21 protein-coding genes are annotated in these 24038 nt (G+C 46.5%); all 21 read left to right on the top strand.

Translation table 11 applies throughout. The features are described from left to right. The first annotated feature begins 149 nt into the window (after positions 1-149). On the top strand, positions 150-1103 hold the full coding sequence (locus RBT11_00590; GenBank protein ID MDX9785251.1) for an SDR family oxidoreductase: 954 nt from the start codon (positions 150-152) through the stop codon (positions 1101-1103). 49 nt (positions 1104-1152) lie between these two features. Continuing rightward, positions 1153-2178 (top strand): NAD-dependent epimerase, encoded by a 1026-nt coding sequence (locus RBT11_00585; GenBank protein ID MDX9785250.1) that lies wholly within the window; start codon positions 1153-1155, stop codon positions 2176-2178. A gap of 133 nt (positions 2179-2311) precedes the next feature. Further along, positions 2312-3607 carry a UDP-glucose/GDP-mannose dehydrogenase family protein gene (locus RBT11_00580; protein MDX9785249.1) on the top strand — a complete coding sequence of 432 codons (1296 nt, stop codon included), beginning with the start codon at positions 2312-2314 and terminating at the stop codon, positions 3605-3607. A 77-nt stretch (positions 3608-3684) separates the two neighbouring features. Continuing rightward, positions 3685-4263 carry a polysaccharide biosynthesis/export family protein gene (locus tag RBT11_00575; GenBank protein MDX9785248.1) on the top strand — a complete coding sequence of 193 codons (579 nt, stop codon included), beginning with the start codon at positions 3685-3687 and terminating at the stop codon, positions 4261-4263. 216 nt (positions 4264-4479) lie between these two features. Further along, on the top strand, positions 4480-5643 hold the full coding sequence (wecB, locus tag RBT11_00570; protein ID MDX9785247.1) for a UDP-N-acetylglucosamine 2-epimerase (non-hydrolyzing): 1164 nt from the start codon (positions 4480-4482) through the stop codon (positions 5641-5643). 118 nt (positions 5644-5761) lie between these two features. Beyond that, positions 5762-7354, top strand: coding sequence for a GNVR domain-containing protein (locus RBT11_00565; GenBank protein MDX9785246.1), 1593 nt, complete (start codon positions 5762-5764; stop codon positions 7352-7354). Positions 7355-7439: 85 nt separating this feature from the next. Then, complete coding sequence (locus RBT11_00560; GenBank protein ID MDX9785245.1) at positions 7440-8213, top strand: EpsI family protein; 774 nt, start codon at positions 7440-7442, stop codon at positions 8211-8213. Between the two features lie 261 nt (positions 8214-8474). Then, a complete protein-coding gene (locus RBT11_00555) occupies positions 8475-9323 on the top strand; it encodes an exosortase/archaeosortase family protein (GenBank protein ID MDX9785244.1) in 849 nt (282 codons plus the stop codon). A gap of 158 nt (positions 9324-9481) precedes the next feature. Then, positions 9482-10993, top strand: a complete 1512-nt coding sequence (locus tag RBT11_00550; GenBank protein ID MDX9785243.1) for an outer membrane beta-barrel protein — start codon at positions 9482-9484, stop codon at positions 10991-10993. 2 nt (positions 10994-10995) lie between these two features. Continuing rightward, entirely contained in the window at positions 10996-11868 is an 873-nt protein-coding gene (locus tag RBT11_00545) for a DUF3473 domain-containing protein (protein ID MDX9785242.1), read from the top strand. Between the two features lie 407 nt (positions 11869-12275). Further along, complete coding sequence (locus RBT11_00540; protein ID MDX9785241.1) at positions 12276-12698, top strand: DUF86 domain-containing protein; 423 nt, start codon at positions 12276-12278, stop codon at positions 12696-12698. An 18-nt stretch (positions 12699-12716) separates the two neighbouring features. Further along, positions 12717-13805 carry a FemAB family PEP-CTERM system-associated protein gene (locus tag RBT11_00535; protein ID MDX9785240.1) on the top strand — a complete coding sequence of 363 codons (1089 nt, stop codon included), beginning with the start codon at positions 12717-12719 and terminating at the stop codon, positions 13803-13805. A gap of 622 nt (positions 13806-14427) precedes the next feature. Further along, positions 14428-14796 carry a four helix bundle protein gene (locus tag RBT11_00530; GenBank protein ID MDX9785239.1) on the top strand — a complete coding sequence of 123 codons (369 nt, stop codon included), beginning with the start codon at positions 14428-14430 and terminating at the stop codon, positions 14794-14796. Between the two features lie 79 nt (positions 14797-14875). Then, positions 14876-16303, top strand: coding sequence for a glycosyltransferase (locus tag RBT11_00525; GenBank protein ID MDX9785238.1), 1428 nt, complete (start codon positions 14876-14878; stop codon positions 16301-16303). Between the two features lie 5 nt (positions 16304-16308). Beyond that, positions 16309-16584, top strand: a complete 276-nt coding sequence (locus tag RBT11_00520; GenBank protein MDX9785237.1) for a hypothetical protein — start codon at positions 16309-16311, stop codon at positions 16582-16584. Positions 16585-16626: 42 nt separating this feature from the next. Beyond that, complete coding sequence (locus tag RBT11_00515; protein ID MDX9785236.1) at positions 16627-17976, top strand: glycosyltransferase; 1350 nt, start codon at positions 16627-16629, stop codon at positions 17974-17976. A 52-nt stretch (positions 17977-18028) separates the two neighbouring features. Continuing rightward, positions 18029-18958: an acyltransferase family protein gene (locus RBT11_00510; protein MDX9785235.1), complete on the top strand. Its 930-nt coding sequence runs from the start codon at positions 18029-18031 to the stop codon at positions 18956-18958. Between the two features lie 4 nt (positions 18959-18962). Beyond that, positions 18963-20822, top strand: a complete 1860-nt coding sequence (locus RBT11_00505) for an asparagine synthase-related protein (protein ID MDX9785234.1) — start codon at positions 18963-18965, stop codon at positions 20820-20822. A gap of 125 nt (positions 20823-20947) precedes the next feature. After that, entirely contained in the window at positions 20948-21838 is an 891-nt protein-coding gene (locus tag RBT11_00500) for a sulfotransferase (GenBank protein ID MDX9785233.1), read from the top strand. A 79-nt stretch (positions 21839-21917) separates the two neighbouring features. After that, entirely contained in the window at positions 21918-22451 is a 534-nt protein-coding gene (locus RBT11_00495) for a tetratricopeptide repeat protein (GenBank protein MDX9785232.1), read from the top strand. Positions 22452-22516: 65 nt separating this feature from the next. Further along, on the top strand, positions 22517-24031 hold the full coding sequence (locus tag RBT11_00490) for a lipopolysaccharide biosynthesis protein (GenBank protein ID MDX9785231.1): 1515 nt from the start codon (positions 22517-22519) through the stop codon (positions 24029-24031). Positions 24032-24038 lie beyond the last annotated feature (7 nt).

Here is a 24038-nt window from a genome sequence, read left to right as displayed (position 1 = left end):
CCCAGCTTCCGGCTTCTCCAGATTAGAGCTGAACAACGAAACAGCCGGCTTTTATTGATAGTAATTTCTGTATATTCAACAAGTTGAATTGGAATGCCCTCTGGAATCGACCAGGCGGAGCTATATTCACCCAACCCAACGGTGTCCCGATGAACCCAATGAACTCAAAAGCCCTTATAACCGGTGGCGCCGGCTTTATCGGATCGAACCTTGCGGATGCGTTGGTGGCAAGAGGCTGGGGTGTGACCGTATTGGACAATCTGAGTACGGGGCACCTGTCGAATCTGGCGCGTGTGAAAGATAAGATCACCTTTATCGAGGGGGATATTCGGGATTCAAAAGCGGTTAAGGCAGCCGGCAAGGGATGCGATGTCATATTTCATCAAGCCGCGGTGGTGTCCGTCCCCCAAACGGTTCAAATGCCGGTGGAATCGGCGATGGTCAACGACATCGGTACGCTGACGGTGCTGGAGGCCGCTCGTAAAAACGGCAGCAGGCGAATCGTCCTTGCCAGCTCCTGCGCGGTATACGGGGATGAGCCCACGTTGCCGAAAACCGAAGCCATGCCGCTTAAGCCCATGAGCCCTTATGCGGTTCAGAAAATGGGGGGGGAGTATTACGCTCGACTTTATCATGAACTTTACGGCGTTGAGACGGTCTGCCTTCGTTATTTCAATGTCTATGGCCCGCGGCAAGACCCGTCCTCACCATACTCAGGCGTTATTTCAATCTTTCTGACGCGGGTCGCTGAAAAAAAGCAGCCCGTCATTTATGGTGACGGTGATCAATCAAGAGATTTTATTTTTGTCCAAGATGTCGTGAAAGCAAATATACTAGCTGCTACGACTCCGGGGGTAAGCGGAAGCGTATTTAACATTGGTACGGGTCATGCCGTCACCGTCAACCATCTGTGGGACAGCATTTGCAGGCTGGAGAACGTTCAAATTGACGCCATTCACCAGTCGCCCCGGCCCGGAGATATTCGGCATTCTCTGGCGAATATTGCGTCGGCAAAAGAAAGTCTCGGATTTTCTCCGGATTATGTGTTTGAAGACGGCCTCGCGCTGACGTATGGGTGGTACCAAAAAAGTGCCGTGAGCTGAAATCTGATTCGAATGGGGATATCAAACCCAACAAACCCAAGGAACCCGAATGAACTTTAAGTTTAATAACGTCTTTATCACCGGCGCGGCCGGTTTTATCGGTTATCATCTTTGTGAAAGTCTGCTCCGGCAAGGGGTGCGTGTCACCGGTATGGATAACCTGAACCCGTATTATGATATTCAACTTAAAAACGATCGACTGGCGCGTCTTGAATCGCAAGATAACTTTTCCTTCATAAAGGCTGACCTGGAAGACAAAAAACGATTGGAGGCATTCTTTAAAGAAAACGGTTTCGATGTGGTTGTCAATCTGGCGGCTCAGGCCGGTGTTCGCTATTCCCTTACGAACCCTCAAGCGTATGTGGATGCCAACATTGTCGGGTTTGTCAACATTCTGGAATGCTGCCGGCACTATGGCGTAAAGCATCTGGTGTTTGCCTCTTCCAGCTCAGTGTATGGGGCCAATACCAATATGCCCTTTTCCGTTCACGATAATGTGGATCATCCGGTATCCCTCTATGCGGCCACCAAAAAGGCAAACGAACTCATGGCGCACACCTATAGCCATCTTTATCATCTTCCCTGCACCGGGTTACGGTTTTTTACCGTTTACGGTCCATGGGGGCGACCGGATATGGCTCTTTTCCTTTTTACGAAAGCGATCTTTGCGGGTGAGCCGATCAAGGTTTTTAATTATGGGCGAATGAGACGGGATTTTACTTATGTGGATGATATTGTTGAAGGCGTTGTCCGGATAATGGCGCGCCTGCCCGAGCCGAACCTTGCATGGTCCGGTGAGCATCCGGACCCCGGCACCTCCTACGCCCCGTATAAAATCTATAACATCGGCAACAATCAACCCGTGGAATTGAATCAATTCATAGAAACGATTGAAACCGTCATCGGCAAAAAAGCGCAAAAAGAATTATTGCCCTTACAGCCCGGGGATGTGCCGGCGACTTATGCGAATGTGGATGACCTGATGGCGGATGTGGGGTTTAAGCCGGCGACTCCGATCGAAGAGGGGATCGGGAAGTTCATTGCCTGGTATAAAAACTACTATGGTGTTTCTTGAACCCGATTAACCCCGCTATCAGAAACATGCACGCTTTTGTGTGTATATTCGCTGAAGGTGAAGGATGGCTTCCATGCATCCCAGCATCTCAGCGTCCAAGCTTCCGGCTTTGCCGGGTTAGGATCTTACTTTCATGAGATTAACCGTCGTCGGTACCGGCTATGTTGGTTTGGTAACAGGCATTGGGTTTGCAAATCTTGGCAATGATGTCACCTGCCTGGATGTGGACCATGAAAAAATCGCTATATTGGAAAAGGGAGAACTGCCGATTTACGAGCCCGGTTTGGGAGAAATTTTCCAGCGCAATATAGATGCCGGGCGCATCAAGTTTACCACGGACGCCATGCACGCGATCGATGCCGCCGAGATTATTTTAATCTGTGTCGGCACGCCGTCAAGTCCCAACCGGGCTGCGGATTTATCCGCGGTTGAGGAAACAGCAGCGGCCATCGGCCGCCATATGAAAGATTATAAAGTAATCGTCAATAAGAGCACAGTGCCGGTGGGGACGGCGGAACTTGTAAGACAGATCATCAAACAGAATCAAGCCGTGGACATCGCGTTTGATGTGGTGTCAAACCCCGAGTTCTTGCGCGAAGGCGCTGCGGTAAAGGATTTTGAAAATCCGGATCGTATCATCATCGGAACGGATACGAAAAAGGCCGAGGAAATCATGACCTCCCTTTATCGGTCTGTGGTCAGAACGGGGCGTCCGATCATGGTGACGGACATAAAAAGCGCTGAAATCATAAAATACGCTGCGAACGCCATGTTGGCGACCCGTATCAGCTTTATGAATCAGTTGGCCCTTCTGTGTGAGGCAGCGGGAGCGGATATTCAATCAGTGGCCAGGGGAATCGGCCTGGATGGTCGCATCGGTTCAAGATTTTTGCATGCCGGTTTGGGCTATGGCGGCAGTTGCTTTCCAAAAGATGTAAAAGCCCTGGTTGCTACGTTAAAAGAATATGGGTGTGAAGCGGACTTATTCGAAGCAGTTGACCGGATCAATGAAAAGCAAAAATTTCTTGCGGTGGAAAAGCTTGAAAAGGTGTTGGCTATTAACGGCAGCCATGTCGCCATATGGGGGTTGTCCTTCAAACCCAAAACCGATGATATCCGCGAGGCTCCGGCGATCAATATCATACAGACGCTTCAGCACATGGGCGCCAATATTCATGCGTATGACCCGGTGGCAATGGAAACCGCCGGGAAAGTCCTTGCCGATGTCAACTACTTCAAAAATCCATATGAGACGATCAGGGATTGCGATGCCCTCATCATCGCGACGGAATGGGATGAATTCAGAAATCTTGATATGCGGGCAGTGAAAGTGCTTTTGAAAAACCCCATCATTATCGACGGGCGAAATATATATGACCCGAAGGAAATGCGGGAACACGGCTTTATTTATATGGGAATCGGCCGATAGTCTCTTTATATCGCTCACAATTTAACCAATCGAGGTAATAAGTCATGAGAAAAAAATGTTCGATTCGGGGATGGTTTGTGATTTTTATCATTGTAACGTTGTTCCATTCAGTCGGATTGGCTGAAGAAATAAACCCTTCTACCAATAAAGAGGAAGCACTCGTAGCAGATCCTCTTGGGTATAAAATCGGGATTGCGGACGTGTTAGAGGTTTTTATATGGAAAGAACCCGAGTTGTCCAGAGAGGTCAAGGTTCGGTTGGATGGAAGAATCACTTTTCCGCTCTTAGATGATGTTGATGCGGCAGGATTAACGACCTTCCAGCTTAAGCAGATCATCCAGAAAAAATTAGGCGAATTTGTCGAATCCCCTTTTGTCACGATTACCCTGAAGGCTTCCGGAAGTCAGAAATTCTATATTCTGGGCGAGGTGGCTCAAACGGGTGAATACCCATTGGAAAAGGACTTGACGGTGCTTCAGGCCTTTGCATTGGCAGGGGGTTTTACCGAATGGGCCTCGAAGAAAGAGATTCTTCTTCTTCGCAAGGAAAACGATTCATATAAAGCAATTCGAGTGAATTACAAGGATATTGCGAATAATAAAGATATCAGCACCAATATTCCCATACAGGCTAACGATACGATTATAGTCCCGTAAAGGCTGGGAGGCTGGGAGGCTATGAGGCTGGGAAGCTATGAGGCTGGGAGGCTGGGAGGCTGGGAGGCTATGAGGCTGGGAAGCTATAAGGCTGGGAGGCTGGGAGGCTGGGAGGCTATGAGGCTGGGAAGCTATGAGGCTGGGAGGCTGGAATGAAGCTGGGAAGCGACCGAATCTTAGCGTGCAAGCTCTTAAACGTCCAAGTATTCTTACATTATGAATAATAAAATTTTGATCCATCTCATTGCGGCGGCGCGACCCAATTTCATGAAAATCGCGCCGCTCTACCATGCGCTGAAAAATGAAGACTGGGCCGATCCCAGAATTGTTCACACCGGCCAGCATTACGATTTGAACATGTCCGATGTGTTTTTTCAGGATTTGGGCTTGCCCGAGCCCCATTTGCATCTTGGGATCGGCAGCGGCAGCCACGCTGAACAAACCGGACAAGTCATGATTGCCTACGAAAAAATCCTGTTGGAAACACGCCCCGATCTTATCATCGTCGTGGGCGATGTAAATTCCACCATGGCCTGTACCATCGCCGCCACCAAAGTAACGTATCCACAACCGACCACTCAGGCCTCAGTCCTCAGTCCTCGGCATTTCCCCCGCCCCATCGTCGCCCATCTCGAAGCCGGCCTCAGATCCTTTGACCGCACCATGCCGGAGGAAATAAACCGACTGGTAACGGATGCGTTGGCGGATATTCTCTGGACGCCATCCCCGGACGGAGATGCGCACCTTACCAACCAAGGTGTTCCGAGCAAGAAAATCGTTCGCGTCGGCAACATCATGATCGATTCTCTTGAGATGCTTCGAGAGAAAATTGAAGCTGCGGCGGCATATCGGGAATTCGGTCTTGAACCGGGGCAATATGGAATGGTAACCCTGCATAGGCCTTCCAATGTGGATGACAAGGAAAACCTGAATTCTCTTTGCCGGCTGCTGGTTCGTATGTCAGAACACACGCCGCTTGCTTTCCCCGTGCATCCCAGAACCCGAAAAAGCCTTATGACCCACGGGCTGGTGCATTTATTGGAAAATGATTCACGAATCCAACTGCTTGAGCCCCAGAGCTATGTTCGTTTTATGAGCCTGGTGTTCAATTGCCGGTTTGTTATTACCGATTCAGGCGGTGTTCAGGAAGAAACCAGCTATCTTGGCATCCCCTGTTTTACCATAAGGCCCAACACCGAACGGCCCGTTACCATTACAAACGGCACCAATCGATTGTGTACCCTGAACGATATCGAGGAACAGGTGAATCATGTATTACATGGTGCCCGAACAACGGCTGGCCCAATCGAATTTTGGGACGGTAAAACCGCCGATCGAGTCGTCGAATCCATAAGAAAGGCCTTCAGCGTGCGTGCTTAAATGCTGGAATGCTGGGCAGCTTGTCGGCAAGACAGCCAGGCGGCAGACAAATCAGCGGCGAAGCTGTTTGGCCCAATAAACCCAACGAACCCAAACCTGTAACCCCAAGGAACTCCCCATGATAAAAGCACCGGAAAACATGATCAGGCCTGCGGAAATTATCAATATCATCGTGCGCCGACGCTGGTTCATCATCATTCCATTTTGCCTTTCGACTATCGTTGGGAGCTATTTGGCATTTACAATGCCGAAAATTTATGAGGCCAGCACCTTGATATTGGTTGAACCTCAGCGGGTGCCCACGAATTTTGTCCAATCGGTAGTAAGTATGGATATTTCCGCGCGGTTGCGGACCATTTCCGAGCAGGTCATGAGCCGTACCAACATCGAACGCATCATTGGTGCTTATAAAATGTTCACTCAGCCTGAACATTCCGATATGTTTATGGAAGACAAAATAAATAGCGTGCGAAAACGAATTGAAGTAAATGTCAAGCAGTCCAGCACGTTTTCCATTTCGTTTAGAGATTCGGACCCTGAAAAGGTAAAAAATATTGCCAATGCATTAGCGACCTATTTTATCGATGAGAACTTGAAGGTCAGGGAAGCCCAGGCCGTCGGAACCAGCGTGTTTCTGGAGGATGAACTGAAAACCATGCGCGCCCGGCTTGAAGACAGTGAACAGCGGCTGAGGGCTTATCGGCAGATGCACATGGGAGAGTTGCCGGACCAGCTCACTTCAAATCTAAGCGTATTAACTCGTTACAGCGAGCAACTGATTGAGAAGCAAAAAGCGCTTCGGGAGGCCAAGGCTTCATTGGCCACTGCTGAAAGGCAGATTTCCGAAACCCAGCGTATGCAGTCGTCCATGCCCATGTTTGATGATTCGTCATTAGCAGACCTTGGTACTGAAAACAGTGGTGAAATAGGCACATTGAAAGAACAATTGGCACAATTAAAAATCCGGTATAAGGATCGCCATCCGGAAGTGCTTCGTCTTCAAGGCATGATCAGCAAGCTGGAAGCTGAAAAAGCAGCTGAACCAAACGAGATGAAAGAATCGGAACCGGTAGAGAAAGATATTGTAATACCCCAGGTCGATTTTATGGCCTTGCAGCGATCACAACTTGAAGATAGCCGCCGCCAGATTGCTATTATGGAGGCGGATATAGCTGTTTTAGGGCAAAAGATCGACGATTATCAAAAACGGGTGGAAAACACCCCGAAAAGAGAAGAAGAGTTGCTGTCGATCAAAAGAGACTACGAAAATGTTAAAGGAATCTATGAATCTCTGCTCAAACGCAAACTTGAGGCTGAAATATCGGTCAATATGGAAAAGAAACAAAAAGGCGAGCAGTTTCGTATTATCGACCCGGCCCGTTTACCCGAAAAGCCGATTTCCCCCAATATGCCCCGGTTGTTTATTATGACCCTGGCAGCTGGCTTGGGATTGGGTGGCGGGTTGATATTTCTGATTGAGTTTCTAAATACAACTTACAGAAATAAGGAGGACATTGAGTCAACCCTCAATGTCCCGGTTCTGGCGGCGATCCCTCGAATTTTACAGCCGAAAGATAAGCGGAAACAAAAGCTGGAATTGGGGTTTTGTGTCGCCTCGTTATGTTTTTCAATAGGCTTATTTATTTGCTTTGCCGTAATAACCTCAAAGGGACCGGAAAAAATTATCGCCTTTGTGAAAACACTAATATAGAGAGTTCCTTGAGCTGACCGATAATACTGACTCTTTTGCCTTAGAGCCTTCAAGCTTCTGGCGAAGCCGGATAAGGACGCTTTTTATGAAACAACCTGACGGATTATCCTTTACCCGCTGCGTGCTGATTTCAGTGCTGATGCTTTTGACCATCGGGTTTTTATCTTTTCTCAGCCGAACCGAAGCGGTTCCGCCCAAAAAACCCTTAACCGATTTCCCCAAACAAATTGATGCGTGGAAAGGTCAGGAGGGTTTCTTTGACGAACAAGTTTACGATGTCCTCGGCGTGGATGATTCGACACTGATTTCCTACCAGGACGCGGAAGGCAAGTTCGTTCAATTATATATCGGGTATTACCAAAGCCAACGAGAAGGGGATCTGATTCATTCACCCAAAAACTGTATGCCGGGTTCAGGCTGGGAAATCGACAGAACCTCCATAGAAGAATTGGCATTGGCGGGCAAGCGTCCCCAAACCATAAAGGTGATCAAACTAACCTTGAAAAAAGGACCGTCCACACAGGTCGTGCTGTATTGGTTTCAGTCACGGGGGCGATTCATTGCATCGGAATACTGGCAAAAAATATATCTGGTTTGGGATGCCATCTTTGAAAACAGAACAGACGGCTCTTTTATTCGCTTAATTGCACCTGTCGGACCCAAAGGCATGGACTACACAACCGATTATCTGAAAACTTTTGCGGAGAAAATCATTCCGATTTTACAGGAATATTTGCCTGGAGAAAAAGCAGAAATGCTGGGAAGCGGAAAAGCTGGGAGGCGGAAAAGCTGGGAGGCGGAAAAGCTGGGAAGCTGGGAGGCTGGGAAGCTGGGAGGCTGTGAAGCTGGAAGGCTATAAAGCTGGAATGCTTGGAGGCGATGAGGCCGGGAAACATTCCATAGCGTATTACTTTTTTTGGATACCAATTGTTAGGTGGTATAAACGCGCATCTTGGCAACGGCCAAGGCCTTTAGCCTCCCAGCCTCCCAGCCTCCCAGCTTTTCTGCCTCCCAGCCTCCCAGCCTCCCAGCTTCCCAGCTTTTCTGCTTCCCAGCTTTTCCGCTTCCCAGTTTTATTGCCCAAAGAACCCAACAACCTTAAAGACCTCCTATGAACCCAATGAACTCAAAAACCGCCACAGACTACAAGCAATATCTATTCGTTGGTTTGGTGTGTATCAGCTTCCTTGCCCTTTACCATCATGTGATTTACAAAATGGTGATAGATTGGACGATTGATGATAACTATTCGCATGGCTTTTTAATCCCGGTCATATCCGGATACCTTATCTGGCAGGACCGAAAGCGATTGGCCGAGATACCTATCTCCCCCGCCAATTCGGGATTAATTTTCCTGATTCTCAGCCTTTTGTTTTTTGTGGCGACATATCTCGGGGCCGAGCTTTTTACCATGCGCCTTTCCATGCTCTTTGTGATATGGAGTGCGATTATCTTCCTGGCAGGATGGTCCCTTGCCAAGGCGGTTTTTTTTCCGATAGGATATTTGTTGTTCATGATTCCCTTGCCCGCTATCATTTGGAATAAAGTTGCCTTTCCCTTAAAACTCTTTGCGACGAAAATGGCGGTTTCAGTGATTCAAGCCGTTAATATTCCCGTATACGCCGAAGGAAACATCATTCATCTGGCCAACACAACCCTTGAAGTGGTGGACGCCTGCTCAGGGCTAAGGTCCCTTACATCCCTGTTGGCGCTCAGTGCGGCCTTTGCGCTTATTTCCGAGCACTCAAGGTTAAAAAAAATCGTTTTATTCCTTTCGGCGATTCCCATTGCCATTCTGGTTAATATTATTCGTCTTTCTTGTACCGCTGTCCTTGCCAGATACTACGGGGCGCAAGTCGCGGAAGGGTTTCTTCATGAAATGTCAGGCATAGTGATCTTTTTCCTGGCGTTGATATTGACGTACTTGGTGCATTTGTTACTGCAAAAAGCTGGAAGGGCAACCGCTTAATCCGGCTTTGCCGGAAGCTGGAAGGCTGGAAAGCTGGGAGGCTGGGAGGCTGGGAGGCTGGGAGGCTGGGAGGCTGGAAAGAATAAAAGCATTGAATCCAATTTGCGTGTTGTTTTGACTTGTGGGCCTGTTACCCCATGAACAAATGGAGTAGAACAATGAAATTAAGAGTCTGTTTATGTGTTTTTGCTGTTTTTTTCTGTTGTATCGGTTCTGTGGCAATCGGCTCGGTTCTGGAAATTACCCCGAGAGTGACCATCAGTGAATCTTATACCGACAATGCGTCCTTAACGGAAAACAATGCGGAATCGGACTTTGTCACGACCATTTCCCCTTCAGTTAACATGGCGTATTCGGAAAAGCATGCCAGCGTGAGGGTTTTCTACGATTATGAGTACGAAATTTTCGAAAGTGAAACGGAAAATAATTCAGAGACTCATAATGCCGGGTTAACGGGATGGGCGGATATTTCAAAAAACACCCGGCTCCAAATTGCCCAGACATTTTCACGGATTGAAGACCCGTTGAGAGAAAGAGATCAAATTCTATTTCCGGAAGAGAATATCATCATAACGCCCGATACCATTCTCAGGCGATCCCGCGAGCCTTATTACACCTATAACAGCAGTATTGATTTACAACACCAATTTGGTGAAAGAGATTATATTAATTTTAGTTATATTTTTGGCTTGAGGGAAGATAAATCCGAGGACGGAAATAATTACAAAAGACACACCCCCGGCGTTAGCGTGAGTTACTGGCTGACGCCGCAATATGGGATGGATGCCAGTGTCGAGTATACCCGGGCAATGTATGATGAAAACAATACCTCTGTGAATACCGATGATTTTAATAATTCCGACGATTTTGATGATGTGTCGAGTAACGTCAGCTTCTACCGGAAACTTACCAGGCACCTCGATGCTTATTTGTCATACGGCCACACAGTTAGAATGTATAAAGGGGATAGCGTAGAAACTGAATCGGATTATCAAATTTATTCACCCTCCGTGGGTGTATCCTATCAACCGGATAAAAACACATCCGTCAGGCTTGGGGTCGGCTATTTTTATCAGGATTTAGAAACGGAGGAGGATGAAGAGGGGCCTTTTTGTGACGCCAATATCACCAGAAATTGGCAGTTTCCAAGAGGCACGTTTAGCTTGACGGGATCAAGCGGCATCGACCGGAACGAATTCGGATCGGAGAATCGGGGCTTTGAAAGGTACTACGATTTAATCGGTGCCTTGTCCTATGGCCTGACAAAGCATTTAAGCAGCACGCTGAGCGCTTCGATCCGAAGAAACGAATACATTAATGATGATGAGGATCTCGTTGATAACCGCCTGATTACCAGTGCCGGGCTGATCTATACTCCAAGCCGGCGGTTAACGACTTCGGCGAATTATACCTACAGCATGCTGCTTTCGGAAAGCGATGATGCCAATGATAAAAGCGGACCTGAAGATGATCAGAGTTCTTTTAACTGGGACCTGACCTATACGGCAAGGCCTTGGCTGTTTCTAGGCCTTGGCTATTCTTACAGGGATTTGAACTCAAATGATTCCGGAAGAAGCGCCTATACGCTTAATGATGAAAACCATACAGAAAATCGTATATTTATCAGTGTGACTGTAACGCCGGAGCGCCCGTATCGGAAGATTTTTTAACCGTGTTTGACACAATTCTCCTGACGATAGATGTTGAAGACTGGTTTCAGGTTGAGAATTTCAAGTCGGTCATTCCTTATGCCACCTGGAACGACCGCGAACTTCGGGTGGAGCGCAACACCCATCGGCTTTTGGACCTTTTCGATGCCGTCGATTTAAACCCAAAAACCACCTTTTTCATTCTGGGGTGGATCGCAAAACAGTTACCGCACCTGGTCAAAGAGATTCATAACAGAGGCCACGAAGTTGCATCCCACGGCTTTGCGCATGAACTGTGCACAAAGATTCAGCCATCTGAATTTAAAGAGGATTTAATCGGCAGCAAGCATTTTCTCGAAGACCTTATCGGCGCGCCGGTCATCGGCTACCGAGCACCCAGTTTCTCAATAAATATGGATTTATTGAGAATCATTGAAGACTGCGGATACCAATACGATTCCAGCTACAATTCCTTTGGGATGCACGGTCGATATGGAAAGGTTGATTTTTCAGGTTTTAGAAAAACGGGCATCGCTTACGCTGTTTCCGATTCCTTTCACGAATTGCCGGTAAGCAACTTAACCCTTAACAAACATGTTTTACCTTGGAGCGGCGGGGGGTACTTTCGATTGATGCCGTTTTCACTGTTTAAACTGGGGGTAAAAAAGATTCTCAACAATACGAGCGCATATCTTTTTTACATGCACCCCTGGGAGATTGACCCGAATCAACCACGGGTAACCGGCATTCCTCGTAGCTACCAATTTCGGCATTATGTGAATCTGCAAAAGACATACGCAAGGCTTTACCGGTTCATCAAGGCGTTTAATCATTGTCAATTCATAACCCTTCGGGATTACCTTAACATGACCTTGTGCCCATTACGCCATGATTAAAAACAAAAAATTGCCCCCAAATATTATGGCGCTGATCCCCAACGCGGTGGAATATCTCAACTCGTTGCCATTTGTTAGTTTTTCTTATCTATTCGGAGGTTTAACAAAAAAAGGCCTTTTGCCGCTAAGCGATGTTGATATTGCGGTATTTTTATCCCCTCAGAAGAATATACCCGAACGAAAGCTGGAAATACTCGGCGGCCTGATCGATACGCTCAAAACCGATGAAATAGATCTTGTTGTTTTAAATTGCGCGCCGTTACCCCTGAAAATGAGAATTTTGTCACATGGTAAACTGTTAACGGACAAAGCGCCTTTTATTCGGCATGCCTATGAATCCTTGACCATGAGGGAGTATTTCGACTTTTCATACATCGAAAAGAACATATTAAAACGGAGGTTTCTCAATGGTTGATGAAACCTTGATACTGCGAAAACTATCTGAACTTGAAGAATATTTAAGGCAAATACAAGAATTCAAATATATCAGCATCTCTCAATACCGAAAAGACTGGAAAATTCAAAGGATTATCGAGAGAACATTACAGATGATGATCGAAACGTGCGCGGATATTGCGAGCCACATTATTTCTGATAAAAAATACCGGATTCCAAACAGCTATGTTGAAACCTTTGAGGTTCTTTACGACAACAAACTGATCAATAAGAATCTTTTTGAAACAATGAAAAAGATGGCCAAATTCAGAAATGTCGTTGTGCACCACTATGATAACGTTGATGCAGAAATCGTTGTCGCCATTCTGAAAAAAAATCTGACAGATTTTACCACTTACAAAACTGCAATCATTCAAGCGCTAAAAAACTCCTGAGCCAAACTGAATGAGGCCATGGCGAGTTCAATGCTTTTAACCCCTAATATTGAAACAAGATTCATTCAAGAAACGGAAAGCGATGCCTGGGATGCGTATGTTCAAAACCACCCAAACGGTACGTTGTTTCATTTAACCGCTTGGAAAGAGGTTGTTGCGCTCACTTTTGGACATAAAAGCTATTATCTTGTAGCCACCGGCATGGATTATGGCGAGACAGGTGGCCCGCCTCAACGCGCAACCATTATCGGCGTTCTTCCTCTTTTTCGAATAAAAAGTCTTTTGTTCGGAGATTTTTTAATCTCCGTCCCCTTTGCCGAAATCGGAGGCCCCCTCAGTGATTCAAAGGAGGTGGAGGGGGTGCTATTAGAAAAAGCGAAAGCCCTAGCAACCGAACTGGGATGTGACTACCTGGAGCTTCGTAACAGGACACCCATTGACGGGCTTGCCACAAAAGATTTGTATTACAATTTCAGGCGAGAAATATTCCCGAATCTCGATGAAAATTTAACGGCCATCCCTCGAAAAGCCAGGCGAATGATTCGCCAGGGGGAAAAATATGGTTTGACAGCGGAATTCGGTTCTCACCTTCTTCACGAACATTACCAACTTATGGCTGAAAGCTACCATCATTTGGGAACCCCCATTTTCTCCAAAAAATTGTTTGAACATTTTGTAAGCCTATTTGACGACAAGGTGGAAATCCTTGTGATTCGCGATAAGGACAAGATCCCAATCGCCGCCGTCATGTCCTTCTTTTATAAAGATCAAGTCGTGCCGTATTGGGCGGGATCCAAGCCCGAATACCGTAAATTCGCACCCAACGATTTCATGTATTGGCAACTCATGAAATACGGCTGCGAGAACGGCTACAAAGTATTCGATTACGGGCGCAGCAAGATGGGAACCGGTTCCTTCAATTTTAAACGCCACTGGGGTTTCGAGCCAACGCAACTTGCCTATCAGTATCACCTGGTCAACGCCACGGAAATGCCGAACCTCAGCCCCGCCAACCCGAAATACAAGCGAAAAATTGAAATGTGGCGGAAATTGCCGCTTGGGGCTACGAAAATCATTGGGCCCCGGCTTGCGAAGTATTTGGCGTAAGAGGCTGGGAAGCAAAGAGGCTGGGAGGCAAAGAGGCTGGGAAGCAAAGAGGCTGGGAAGCTGGGAGGCAAAGAGGCTGGGAGGCTGGGAAGCTGGGAGGCTGGGAGGCGGCTGGGACGATGGTGGCATTAGCGTGTGGAGCCTGGAGGGATCATTAAAAACAGTAAATCAATTTTTATAGCCATTGGGCTGATGGTTCTGATCTTTATTTCGTCATCCATTCCGATGAATGATTCTGACGGGTTTCAGTGGGTCCCCTATATTGAACCGACGCTTCAGAACTTATTGCACATCCCTTTATATGCCTTGTTGTCGTTTCTGTGGGTGGGAGGGCTAAGAGAGAAAAAATTATCCCCCCGGGTTTCGATTCTGCTGGCAATTTTAGTTTCAACGGGGTTCGGGTGTTTGGATGAAATCCATCAGGCTTTTGTCCCCGGCAGGTATGGGGGAGGAATGGATGTGTTGCTAAATGCTGTTGGTGCGGTTGTGGGAGGGGTTGTGAGGCTGGGAGGCTGGGAGGCTGGGAAGCTATGAGGCTGGGAGGCTGGGAGGCTGGGAGGCTGGGAGGCTATGAGGCTGGGAAGCTGGGAAGCTGGGAGGCTATGAGGCTGGGAGGTGGGGCATGGTTGAAGACAGATGGAAAAAGCTGGATGTCTGGAAGTTGGGAGATGAATTGGCCTATAACGTTTACCTGGTTTCAAAGGGTTTTCCAAAGGAAGAGCGTTACGGGCTCACTTCCCAGGTGAGAAGGTCTGCATTATCCATCCCAACAAATATTGTGGAAGGATATTCCAGACGAGGGGATAAAGAACTTGCCAATTTCATCAATATCAGCCTGGGTTCTTTAGCCGAAACGAAGTATCTGCTTCATTTTGCCAATCGGCTCGGCTATGTCCTCGATGATTCTTACTCCAATTTAGTTGAAGGATATGGCAAGCTGGGTCAAAGACTTTGGGCTTTTTACCAAAAAATTTTAAACCATAAATGCTGACAATTAGATATTTCCAATGGTGCTCTTTTGTTTTTAGCCTCCAAGCCTTCCAGCGACTCAGCTTCCCAGCAAAAATAAAATGAACATTTTATTTTTATGCCATCGCATCCCCTATCCCCCCAACAAAGGGGATAAAATCCGCTCCTTCAACGAGATAAAGTATCTCTCAAAGGGCCACCAGATTGATTTGGCCTGTTTCGCAGACGACCCAAACGATCTGCAATATCGAAAAGATCTGGAGGCTTATTGCCGACATATTCACGTAGAACCCTTAAACAAGCTTTTATCAAAAATAAAAGGGCTGTTCAGTCTTCTAAAAGGTGGCGCAATATCCGTGGGCTATTTTTACAGCAAAAAACTCCAGCGGGTGGTCAACCAGTGGTGCATAGAAACCCCCTATGATGCCGTTATCTGTTTCTCCTCCCCCATGGCCGAATACATGCTGAACTCAAATACTTGTAAGCAAGAATGCCTCTCGGCTGTTTCGCCTCCCAGCGTCCCAGCGTCCCAGCCTCCCAGCCTTTTAATTGATTTCTGCGACCTAGACTCCGACAAATGGCGCCAATACGCGCAACAATCAAAACTCCCAATGAACCTTATCTATAAAACAGAATTTGATCGTCTTCTTGCCTACGAAATAAAGATTAACCAAACCTTCGACCACTCGATCTTCGTTTCCCAAAAAGAAGCCGACCTCTTTAAAACCCTCTACCCGACAGCCCGAAACCTCTCCGTCATCCCAAACGGAGTAGATTCAACCTATTTCATCCCCAGCGCTTCTGCCTCCCAGCTTCCCAGCCTCCCAGCTTCCCAGCGTTTCTGCCTTCCAGCTTCCCAGCGTTTCTGCCTCCCAGCTTCCCAGCGTTTCTGCCTTCCAGCTTCCCAGCGTTTCTGCCTTCCAGCTTCCCAGCGTTTCTGCCTCCCAGCTTCCCAGCGTTTCTGCCTCCTCTTCACCGGCGCAATGGACTACCAAGCCAACATCGACGGCGTCAGCTGGTTTTGTCGCGAAATTTTCCCGGCGTTGCGAGCGGGTAACCCCGATCTGCAATTTTTAATCGTCGGCAGCAACCCGACAGCGCAAGTAAGGGCATTGGCCGACGCTGACGGGATATCCGTAACCGGCTTTGTGGACGATGTCCGCCCTTATTATGCCATGGCCGACATTTGTGTTATCCCCTTGCGTATGGCCCGCGGCGTCCAGAATAAGGTCCTTGAGGCCATGGCAATGGGCAAACCCATTGTTACCACCGCCGCCGCCGTTCAAGGGGTCTCGGCCACCCCCGGGGAACACCTGGTGGTTGCCGACTCGGCGCTGTCCTTTGCGGAGGGGATCAAGGCGCTTTTTAAGGACAACGCCCAACGGGAGCAACTTGGCAACGCCGCCCGGGAATTTGTCATGAAACACTATGACTGGACCGCCAACATGAACCAACTGAACCGGCTGATAATCGCCGGTCAAATTGCCCTGAGCGCCCCGGTAACCCAACGAACTCGAAAAACCCTATAAACTCCATGAGCCCAAAGAACTCACCCCTTCTCACCTGGGACAAACATATCGACCCCGCATATCTGGCGCAATTGCTTGAAGGTAAAGCCGAGCGTCACCCCGGCGACAAGAACGAACTTTACCGCAAATTGTTGACCGGCTGCGACTGGTATACATTGCTCCGGCTCATCCCGGCCGACCGATTAAAAACGGAGGTTCTCAGTGAAGAGGTGCTCAGCGGGCTTTTCCCCAAAGCATTAAAACTCAGATATCTTTATGCCAAAGAAATTTTATCCAGATAAGCTGTACCCGTTCCAGGATGCTGTTCTTCGAGGCGAAAGAAAATGAAAATCCTCCACATTCTCGACCACAGCCTCCCGCTTCACAGCGGTTACACCTTTCGAAGCCAGAACCTCTTTCGGTCGCAGCGGAAAATGGGATACCACCCGGTCATTCTCACCTCCCCCAAACACGAAGCGAGCTGGAAAGGAGAGAGCCACTCGAAAGAAACCATCAACGGCTTTGATTATTACCGCACCGGTGCCGTAGGTGGAAGCCGCCTGCCCATCCTGGGCGAACTTCAGCTCATGGCCGCCTTAAAAAAAAGATTGCAGGAAGTAATCGTGCTTGAAAAGCCGGACATCATCCACGCCCACTCCCCGGTCCTGAACGCGCTACCCGCGCTCAGTGTCGGCAAGGCCCTCAATATCCCGGTCGTGTACGAAATCCGAGCCTTTTGGGAAGACGCGGCCGTTGACCACGGTACCTACGCGGAAAATTCAATCAAATACCGCTTGACCCGAGCCGTTGAAACCCATGTCTGCAAAAAAGCAGCTCATATCGCCGTCCTTTGCAACGGCCTGAAACAAGACCTCATCGCCCGCGGCATCCCGTCCGATAAAATAACCCCGGTCTTCAACGGTGTGAACCCGGATGATTTCAAACCGACCCCCCCGGACGAGGAATACCAAACCGCCTGGAACCTGGAAGGCAAAAAGGTAATCGGCTTCATAGGTTCTTTTTACCGTTACGAAGGCCTCGACCTCTTAGTAAGCGCCTTCTCGCGTATAGCCTCCAAGCATCCCAGCGCAGTTTTACTGCTTGTCGGCGGCGGTGAAATGGAAAAAGAACTAAAAGCCCAAATCAACCAACTCAACACACCGCCCAGCAGCCCAGCAGCCCAGCAGCCCAGCGTCTTCGCGCCCCCTGCTCTAAGCTCTAAGCTCCCTGCTCCAAGCTCTTTGCCGCTCAGCGTCCCAGCGTCCCAGCTTCCCAGCTTTTCCGCCTCCCAGCGATTACGCGATAGCGTAATCTTCTCCGGCCGCATCCCCCACGAACGGGTCCCCGGCGTCTATGCCATGATCGACATTCTCGCCTACCCCCGTTACGCCATGCGACTGACCGAACTGGTAACACCCTTGAAACCACTGGAGGCCATGGCCATGGGCAAGGCGTTGGTGGCAAGCGACGTAGGTGGTCATAAAGAACTAATTAAACACAATGAAACCGGCCTGCTATTTCCGGCCGGCGATGAAAAAGCCCTATCCGAAGCCCTGGACAACCTGCTTTTAAACTCGCAAGTCCGCGAACGACTCGCACAAAACGGCTTAACTTGGGCGCGCCGGTATCACACTTGGGAAGCGACGACCGCAGTTTATGCGGGAATGTATGAAAGAGTGATTATCAAGGTTTAATGTTGAAAGTGGTTCACTGGAATGAGCGTTTAAAAAAATGAGACAGGTTTTTTTGAACATAAATACCAATATCAGCCGTAATTTTAGCGTATTAAAATTATTTTCGATTTTAATGGTCTTTTGCGGGCATTTTTTCCATGAAATACCGATTTTGTGGATACCCGTCACGGTAGGGTTGCTGATTTTTAGTTTTTCATCAGGTTTATTTACCTCCGTAAAATACACAGGCGCATACAGCATAAAAAAATTCTGGACCAACAAGCTTAAAAGACTTGGTGCGAGTTTCTGTGTGATCAATGCCGTGCTGTTCTTGCTTTTCATGGTTCAAAACAAGCAGGGCCTATGGTCGTGGCATACCCTGATCAATATCCTGGGGCTTAATGGGCTGCTAAACTGGTTTTATATAAACAATATTAGCCCATTCGGTAGAGGTATGTGGTTTCTCACGTTGCTTCTGCTCTTTTATCTGGTTTACCCTTTTTTAGAAAAACTCAATAAAAAAGCAATGGTTATAACTTCAATTGCTTTTGTTTTTGCGGCATATTACCTCAACGGTTACCATGGCTATGGGCATGCGTTATGGCTCACGGCATGTGGCTTTATTCTGGGAGTATTGACGGGAAAAAACGGGATGAAGATGCCGCCAAAAACCGGCAGGTTGTTTTCAGTAATTTTTTTTTTGATTATGATGGGACTGAACATTTTTTTTAAGTTCAGCGCCCTCAATTTTTTTCTGCTTCTTTTGTTTTCGGTTTCACTTATATTTTCTACCTGCGATGTAGTCATTTCTGATAAATGGTATCAAATAATGTCCCCGTTTACCGGCTGTATTTTTGAAATTTATCTTCTTCATTCGTATTTATCCGTGACGCCGACCCAAATACGAATCATTGATTTTATCATCTCTCTTACCCTAGTCGTTTTTTTGTCAAGGGGCGTTAACTTTGTTTCCCATGCGCTTGTAGCCAAATTTGAAGGTTAAAACAATGATGACCCAACCCTCCATTCCCATGGGCGGATTTTTAATTATAAAAAACAGCTCAAAAGATCTTGCGGAAATAACAAACAGGCTAAACGGTTCGGGTGCCAAAACAATCAGTTTTTCTCACTCTCAGGTCGTTTTGGCCGCGTGGAATGAGTTTCCCGGACAGGGGCTGTGGACCGATGAAAACGGTGCCGTCGCGTATGACGTTGATCTTACAAACGAAGCAGAACTTTGGCAGCTTATCGGCACACCCGAAAAACCCTTTGCGGATATAGGGCTATTGATATGGAAACTCTATCTCAAGTTCGGAATAGACTTCATCGATCGTCTTCGCGGTGCCTTTGCCTTTGCTATCTGGGATAATAAAAAAAATGAGTTAATGGTTGTCACGGATTTCTATGGTATTCGCCCGGTGGTTTATGCAACGCATTTGAATTGCTTTGTTGCCGCATCCAGAATCCGTCAGTTGCTGCTGGTGCCGGAGGTATCGCGGGATATCGACCCCGAAGCCATCTATCACTATCTTTTTTTTCAGGCTGTATGCAGCCCGGTGACGATTTATAAATCAATTCGGAAGCTGGAGCCTGGAAAGGGGCTTCGTTGGTTTAAAAAAGAAATAAGGCCTTTTACCCATTACGACATTCGGTATCAACCGGAAAATCGCATCGGAGAAGCCCATTGGGTGCGGGAAATACCCTGTCGGATTGAAGAGGCGGTCAGGCGTTACGCGCTTGTTTCGGAGCCAGAAAAAACCGGTTGTTTCTTGTCCGGTGGCACTGATTCCAGTTCTGTTGTCGGATATTTTACGAAAATCACGGGAAAGCCGGTTAAAACATTTTCAATTGGGTTCGATGATCCGAAATACAACGAGCTCGATTATGCGCGCATCGCTGTTCGCCGGTTTGGGGCAAAGCAACACGAATATCTTGTTACCCCTGAAGACGTTATAAATTTGGTGGATAAGCTGCCACAAATTTATGATGAACCTTTTGGCAATGCCTCCGTGGTGCCGGCATTCTACTGCGCAAAGACCGCTGGCGAAGCCGGCGTAAACATGTTGCTTGGCGGTGACGGTGGAGATGAAATTTTTGGCGGCAATGAACGGTATGTGAAAAATTTGGTATTTGAAAACTATTTTATGCTGCCGAATAGTATTCGTCAGAATCTGCTGGAACCGTTTCTGAATCGAATGCCGGGTAAAGGAGTTTTTCAAAAAGCCAAAAATTATGTGAAAAGATCAACTCTTCGAAATCCGAGGCGATTTTTCTCCTATAATCTACTGGAGGAAATTGGTGCCGAGGCGGTTTTTCGGCCGGATTTTCTGGAAGGTTTCAACCCCGATTGCTTTATGGCGCTGGCCCAGGAACATTATAACCGAGTGGCGCCTTCCCATGACACGGATCGATTGCTTTATATCGATATGAAGTTCACCATCACGGACAACGATCTTAGAAAGGTAACCCAGATGGTAGAAGCGGCGGGACTTCAGGTACGGTATCCGCTGTTGGACAGAGATCTTGTTGATTTCACAACTACTATTCCACCAACACTAAAAGTAAAATGGGGTAAAAATCGCTATATTTTTAAGAGGGCGATGAAGGGGTTCCTGCCGGATGAAATTATCAGCAAATCCAAGCATGGAATGGGTATGCCCATATCCAAGTGGTTCAAAACCGATCCAAAATTAGCAGAGCTGATGAGGGACACCCTTTTTTCGAAAAGCTCCAAAATTAGAGCGTTTGTAAAAATGGAATTTTTAGATGAAATCGAACGCGCTTTCAAATCAGATGATTCCGCATATTATGGAGACAACCTGTGGGTGCTTTTATTGTTGGAATCTTGGCTTGAAAAAAACATGTAACGCAACCTATCTATGAGATGGTTGCACGAAAAGTCTTGAGCTATCTGGCACCTGTGAGCAAGGTGCGGTTGAAGGATGTTTTTTTTTCATAATATCTTTTCCATCATATCAAGGCAAAAAGAACTATGCCATCACATCACGAGCTGATCGAATATACAAAATACATAGCAAATACCGCATGGGCCCGTTTTGGTTTGTTATCTGAATTAATAGGGAAGCGCATACCTTGTAAGGGAAGACCCATTCTTCTCCTTTCCATGCCGAGAAGTGGTTCTTCCTGGACTGCAAAAATTATATCACAGTCCCCAGACCTCCTCTACTTAGATGAACCTGTCACACAATCGGTACTTAAGTATGGAATAACCCCAGCGAGGTTCCATATCAAAAAAGGCGGCCATCCGCCAAAAGTGTTCGAAAAAATATTCGATAAGTCTTTTAGGGGCATTCCGTCCTTTGAAAAAAAAATTACTGACGCATCAGACTGGAGCCTTTTAAAAAGGTCCAACAAAAGATTATTCATAAAGGAAGTTACTCCCTTGCTGTGTCATTATTATATTGATAACTATGATCCTCAAATTATACTTTTGTTAAGGCACCCAGCGGGAATCGTGTCTAGTTTTCTAAGTTTATGGGCCAAATCGGACTATAAGACTTATATATTTGATGTTTCAGTCTTGCAGGCATCTGCAACAAAAGCCGCATTTATGAACATCAAAAATACAACTGATTATATAGTTATAAAATATGAAGAACTATGTGCCGCGCCGGTTGAGATGTTTAAAATGGTCTTTAACTTTCTAAAATTAGATTGGAATAATGATGTCGATAAATTTTTAAAAAACACGATGAATCCTGTCGAAAGCGAAAGCAATCATAATATATTCAGAGATACCCAGAAAATAGTATATGCATGGAAAAACAGGTTAAGCATTCAGCAGCTTGAACAAATAAAAAAAGTTTACTTTGAATATGATTTGCCGTGGTATAGAGATGAATCTGAATGGCAAATAGAGTAATCAAACAGATATAACTGCTAAAAATTAATCTTTCAAAATACTTTAAGACGTTTTTTGTCGATTGCATGGAGGAAAGTAAATGCTTGCACTATTCTTTTATAAAAACAAAATAATATTGCTCTTGGTGTTCGCATTATCCATGACATGCTTACCCATACCCGAAGCCAATGGGTTAGAAGCCGATCAGCGCGCAAAAGCTTTTGGCGGCAACATCCCTTCCGATATTACAGAATTTGAATATAAAATATTACCAGGTTATTGTGAGGCACGAAAACGAAAGGGGTATCGTTCAGCAGAGTTAGAGCGTAAGACGGAACTTTGGAAGAAAAAATTGGGCAAGGACTTTATTCATATTCATCATTATTGCAATGCCTTAAATGCAATGAACAGGGTTAATCAAGGCCTTGGCGATAGGGAGTTTCTTCTCGATTATGCATCGCGAAATTTGGACTACATGATTGAACATGTTAGCCCTAATTTTATACTGTTACCTGAGATATATTATCGAAAAGGCGTCATTTTGACTCAATTAGGAAAAGGAGACCAAGCGGTATTTTATTATGATAAAGCGGTCAGTATTATGAAACAGAATAAAAAAGTTAAAAAACATTAACGTTGTTACAATTACTTATTTGTTAATGAAAGCGGGTTGCCAATATTGAATTCCGAGGAAGGTTTATGGCGTTAAGTGGCGATAATCTGAGCAAACAAATGCAGAGTAGTGCTGCTTGGCTCTACATACAAGGTGCGATTCAAGCCTGTGTACAGTTCGGTGCGGGTATTGTTCTTGCCCGAATTCTGTCACCTAGCGATTTCGGCGTATTTTATGCCGCCACAGCTTTTTCGGCTATTATGCAAAAACAAGTCGTGTTGGGCATCCCGGTGGCATTTTTGCAAGCAAAAAGCGTGTCAAAAGATCAATGGGACTCCGCCTTCTGGGTGATGGAAGCAATGGCGGTCATTTGCACGCTGCTTATTTTTATTGCATCTGGTTTTCTCCAACATTTCTATGATGATACCCGGTTCACTCTCATTTTACAATGCATGTGCGTTAATTTTTTTATACTGCCTTATATGTCCATAAACGGCAGTATTCTTCGCCGAAAGCTGGACTATCGAACCATTAGTAGAATTCAGATAATCGTATCCTTTATTTCTATTGCGATAAGCATTGCGCTTGCCTATGTTGGCTTCGGCCCCTATTGCCTTGTGATAAGCGGCATTTTATCCTCTTTGTTCTCAACTATTCTTATGTCTTTTTCGGCACCGTGGAAACCACTGCTTGCATTTGCTTTTTCAAAAGTTAAACCGTTGATGCGTTTTGGATTCATTATACACTTAAACAATAGTATCGGTTTGTTTGCCGACCGGGTGGACAACATGATGATCGGCAGCATGCTCGGGGCGGGCAGTCTGGGGATATACAATCGTGCGTACAATCTGGCGCGGATGCCTGTTGTTGAAATTACTTCTAGACTTTATCAGCTATTTTTCACCGGTTTGTCAAAAATTCAGCATGATATTAACCACAGTGTGCGGATGTTTCATAAAATTCTTTGCGCCATGGCGCTAGTGGTGTTTCCGTTTTTGGTCATATTCACCATTAATGCCGACGCGTTTATCGCAACGCTATATGGCGACAAATGGCTTCCGGCTGCGGTACCATTGAAGGTGATGGCGCTTGGGTCGTTTTTTATCGTCATTTCAACCACCATGGGGGCGCTGGCGACCGCGCAGAACTTAATCATCAAAGAAACTCCCATCGTTGTTTTTAAAGCCGTATCTACGGTCTTGATTGTATTCATCTTTATTCGCTGGGGCTTAACGGGTATTTCCGCCGGTATAGCCATCCGAGCAGTATTGATCGTCGTGCTAATGCAAAGAATGTTGATGAGATCCCACCTAAAACTAAAAATCAAGGATATCGTAATAACCCTGGCGCCAGCAATTACGGCAAGCGCGATAGCTTACATTGTAGCTGGCGTGGTTGGTTACGGTTTAACCGGTTTTTTGCCTTCTACAAGCCCGTGGCATTTTCTGCTGATCTCTTTCTTCGTTTTCTCCGTTTATTTAGGCTGGCTGTTAATATATGGCCGTTATTTCTCGGCAAATATTGCTTTTCAGGCATGCTCAACTATGTTTATAGAACTTTATAGTCGCATGACCTATAAGCTATTTAACGTTAAACCATAAGGTTTTA

This window comes from Desulfobacterales bacterium (genome assembly GCA_034003325.1).
In the GTDB taxonomy this organism is placed as follows: Bacteria; Desulfobacterota; Desulfobacteria; order Desulfobacterales; family JAFDDL01; genus JAVEYW01.
The sequence above is the reverse complement of the archived record's forward strand: the minus strand, read 5'-3'. Positions and strand labels throughout refer to the sequence as shown.

Bases quoted from the DNA above. Each gene is read 5' to 3' on its own strand.
- RBT11_00490 (MDX9785231.1), top strand. From the start codon at position 22,517: ATGGCGTTAAGTGGCGATAATCTGAGCAAACAAATGCAGAGTAGTGCT.
- RBT11_00520 (MDX9785237.1), top strand. From the start codon at position 16,309: ATGAGCCCAAAGAACTCACCCCTTCTCACCTGGGACAAACATATCGAC.
- RBT11_00550 (MDX9785243.1), top strand. From the start codon at position 9,482: ATGAAATTAAGAGTCTGTTTATGTGTTTTTGCTGTTTTTTTCTGTTGT.
- RBT11_00555 (MDX9785244.1), top strand. From the start codon at position 8,475: ATGAACTCAAAAACCGCCACAGACTACAAGCAATATCTATTCGTTGGT.
- RBT11_00525 (MDX9785238.1), top strand. From the start codon at position 14,876: ATGAACATTTTATTTTTATGCCATCGCATCCCCTATCCCCCCAACAAA.
- RBT11_00495 (MDX9785232.1), top strand. From the start codon at position 21,918: ATGCTTGCACTATTCTTTTATAAAAACAAAATAATATTGCTCTTGGTG.
- RBT11_00530 (MDX9785239.1), top strand. From the start codon at position 14,428: ATGGTTGAAGACAGATGGAAAAAGCTGGATGTCTGGAAGTTGGGAGAT.
- RBT11_00500 (MDX9785233.1), top strand. From the start codon at position 20,948: ATGCCATCACATCACGAGCTGATCGAATATACAAAATACATAGCAAAT.
- RBT11_00560 (MDX9785245.1), top strand. From the start codon at position 7,440: ATGAAACAACCTGACGGATTATCCTTTACCCGCTGCGTGCTGATTTCA.
- RBT11_00580 (MDX9785249.1), top strand. From the start codon at position 2,312: ATGAGATTAACCGTCGTCGGTACCGGCTATGTTGGTTTGGTAACAGGC.
- RBT11_00505 (MDX9785234.1), top strand. From the start codon at position 18,963: ATGATGACCCAACCCTCCATTCCCATGGGCGGATTTTTAATTATAAAA.
- wecB (MDX9785247.1), top strand. From the start codon at position 4,480: ATGAATAATAAAATTTTGATCCATCTCATTGCGGCGGCGCGACCCAAT.
- RBT11_00515 (MDX9785236.1), top strand. From the start codon at position 16,627: ATGAAAATCCTCCACATTCTCGACCACAGCCTCCCGCTTCACAGCGGT.
- RBT11_00535 (MDX9785240.1), top strand. From the start codon at position 12,717: ATGGCGAGTTCAATGCTTTTAACCCCTAATATTGAAACAAGATTCATT.
- RBT11_00540 (MDX9785241.1), top strand. From the start codon at position 12,276: ATGGTTGATGAAACCTTGATACTGCGAAAACTATCTGAACTTGAAGAA.
- RBT11_00585 (MDX9785250.1), top strand. From the start codon at position 1,153: ATGAACTTTAAGTTTAATAACGTCTTTATCACCGGCGCGGCCGGTTTT.
- RBT11_00565 (MDX9785246.1), top strand. From the start codon at position 5,762: ATGATAAAAGCACCGGAAAACATGATCAGGCCTGCGGAAATTATCAAT.
- RBT11_00590 (MDX9785251.1), top strand. From the start codon at position 150: ATGAACCCAATGAACTCAAAAGCCCTTATAACCGGTGGCGCCGGCTTT.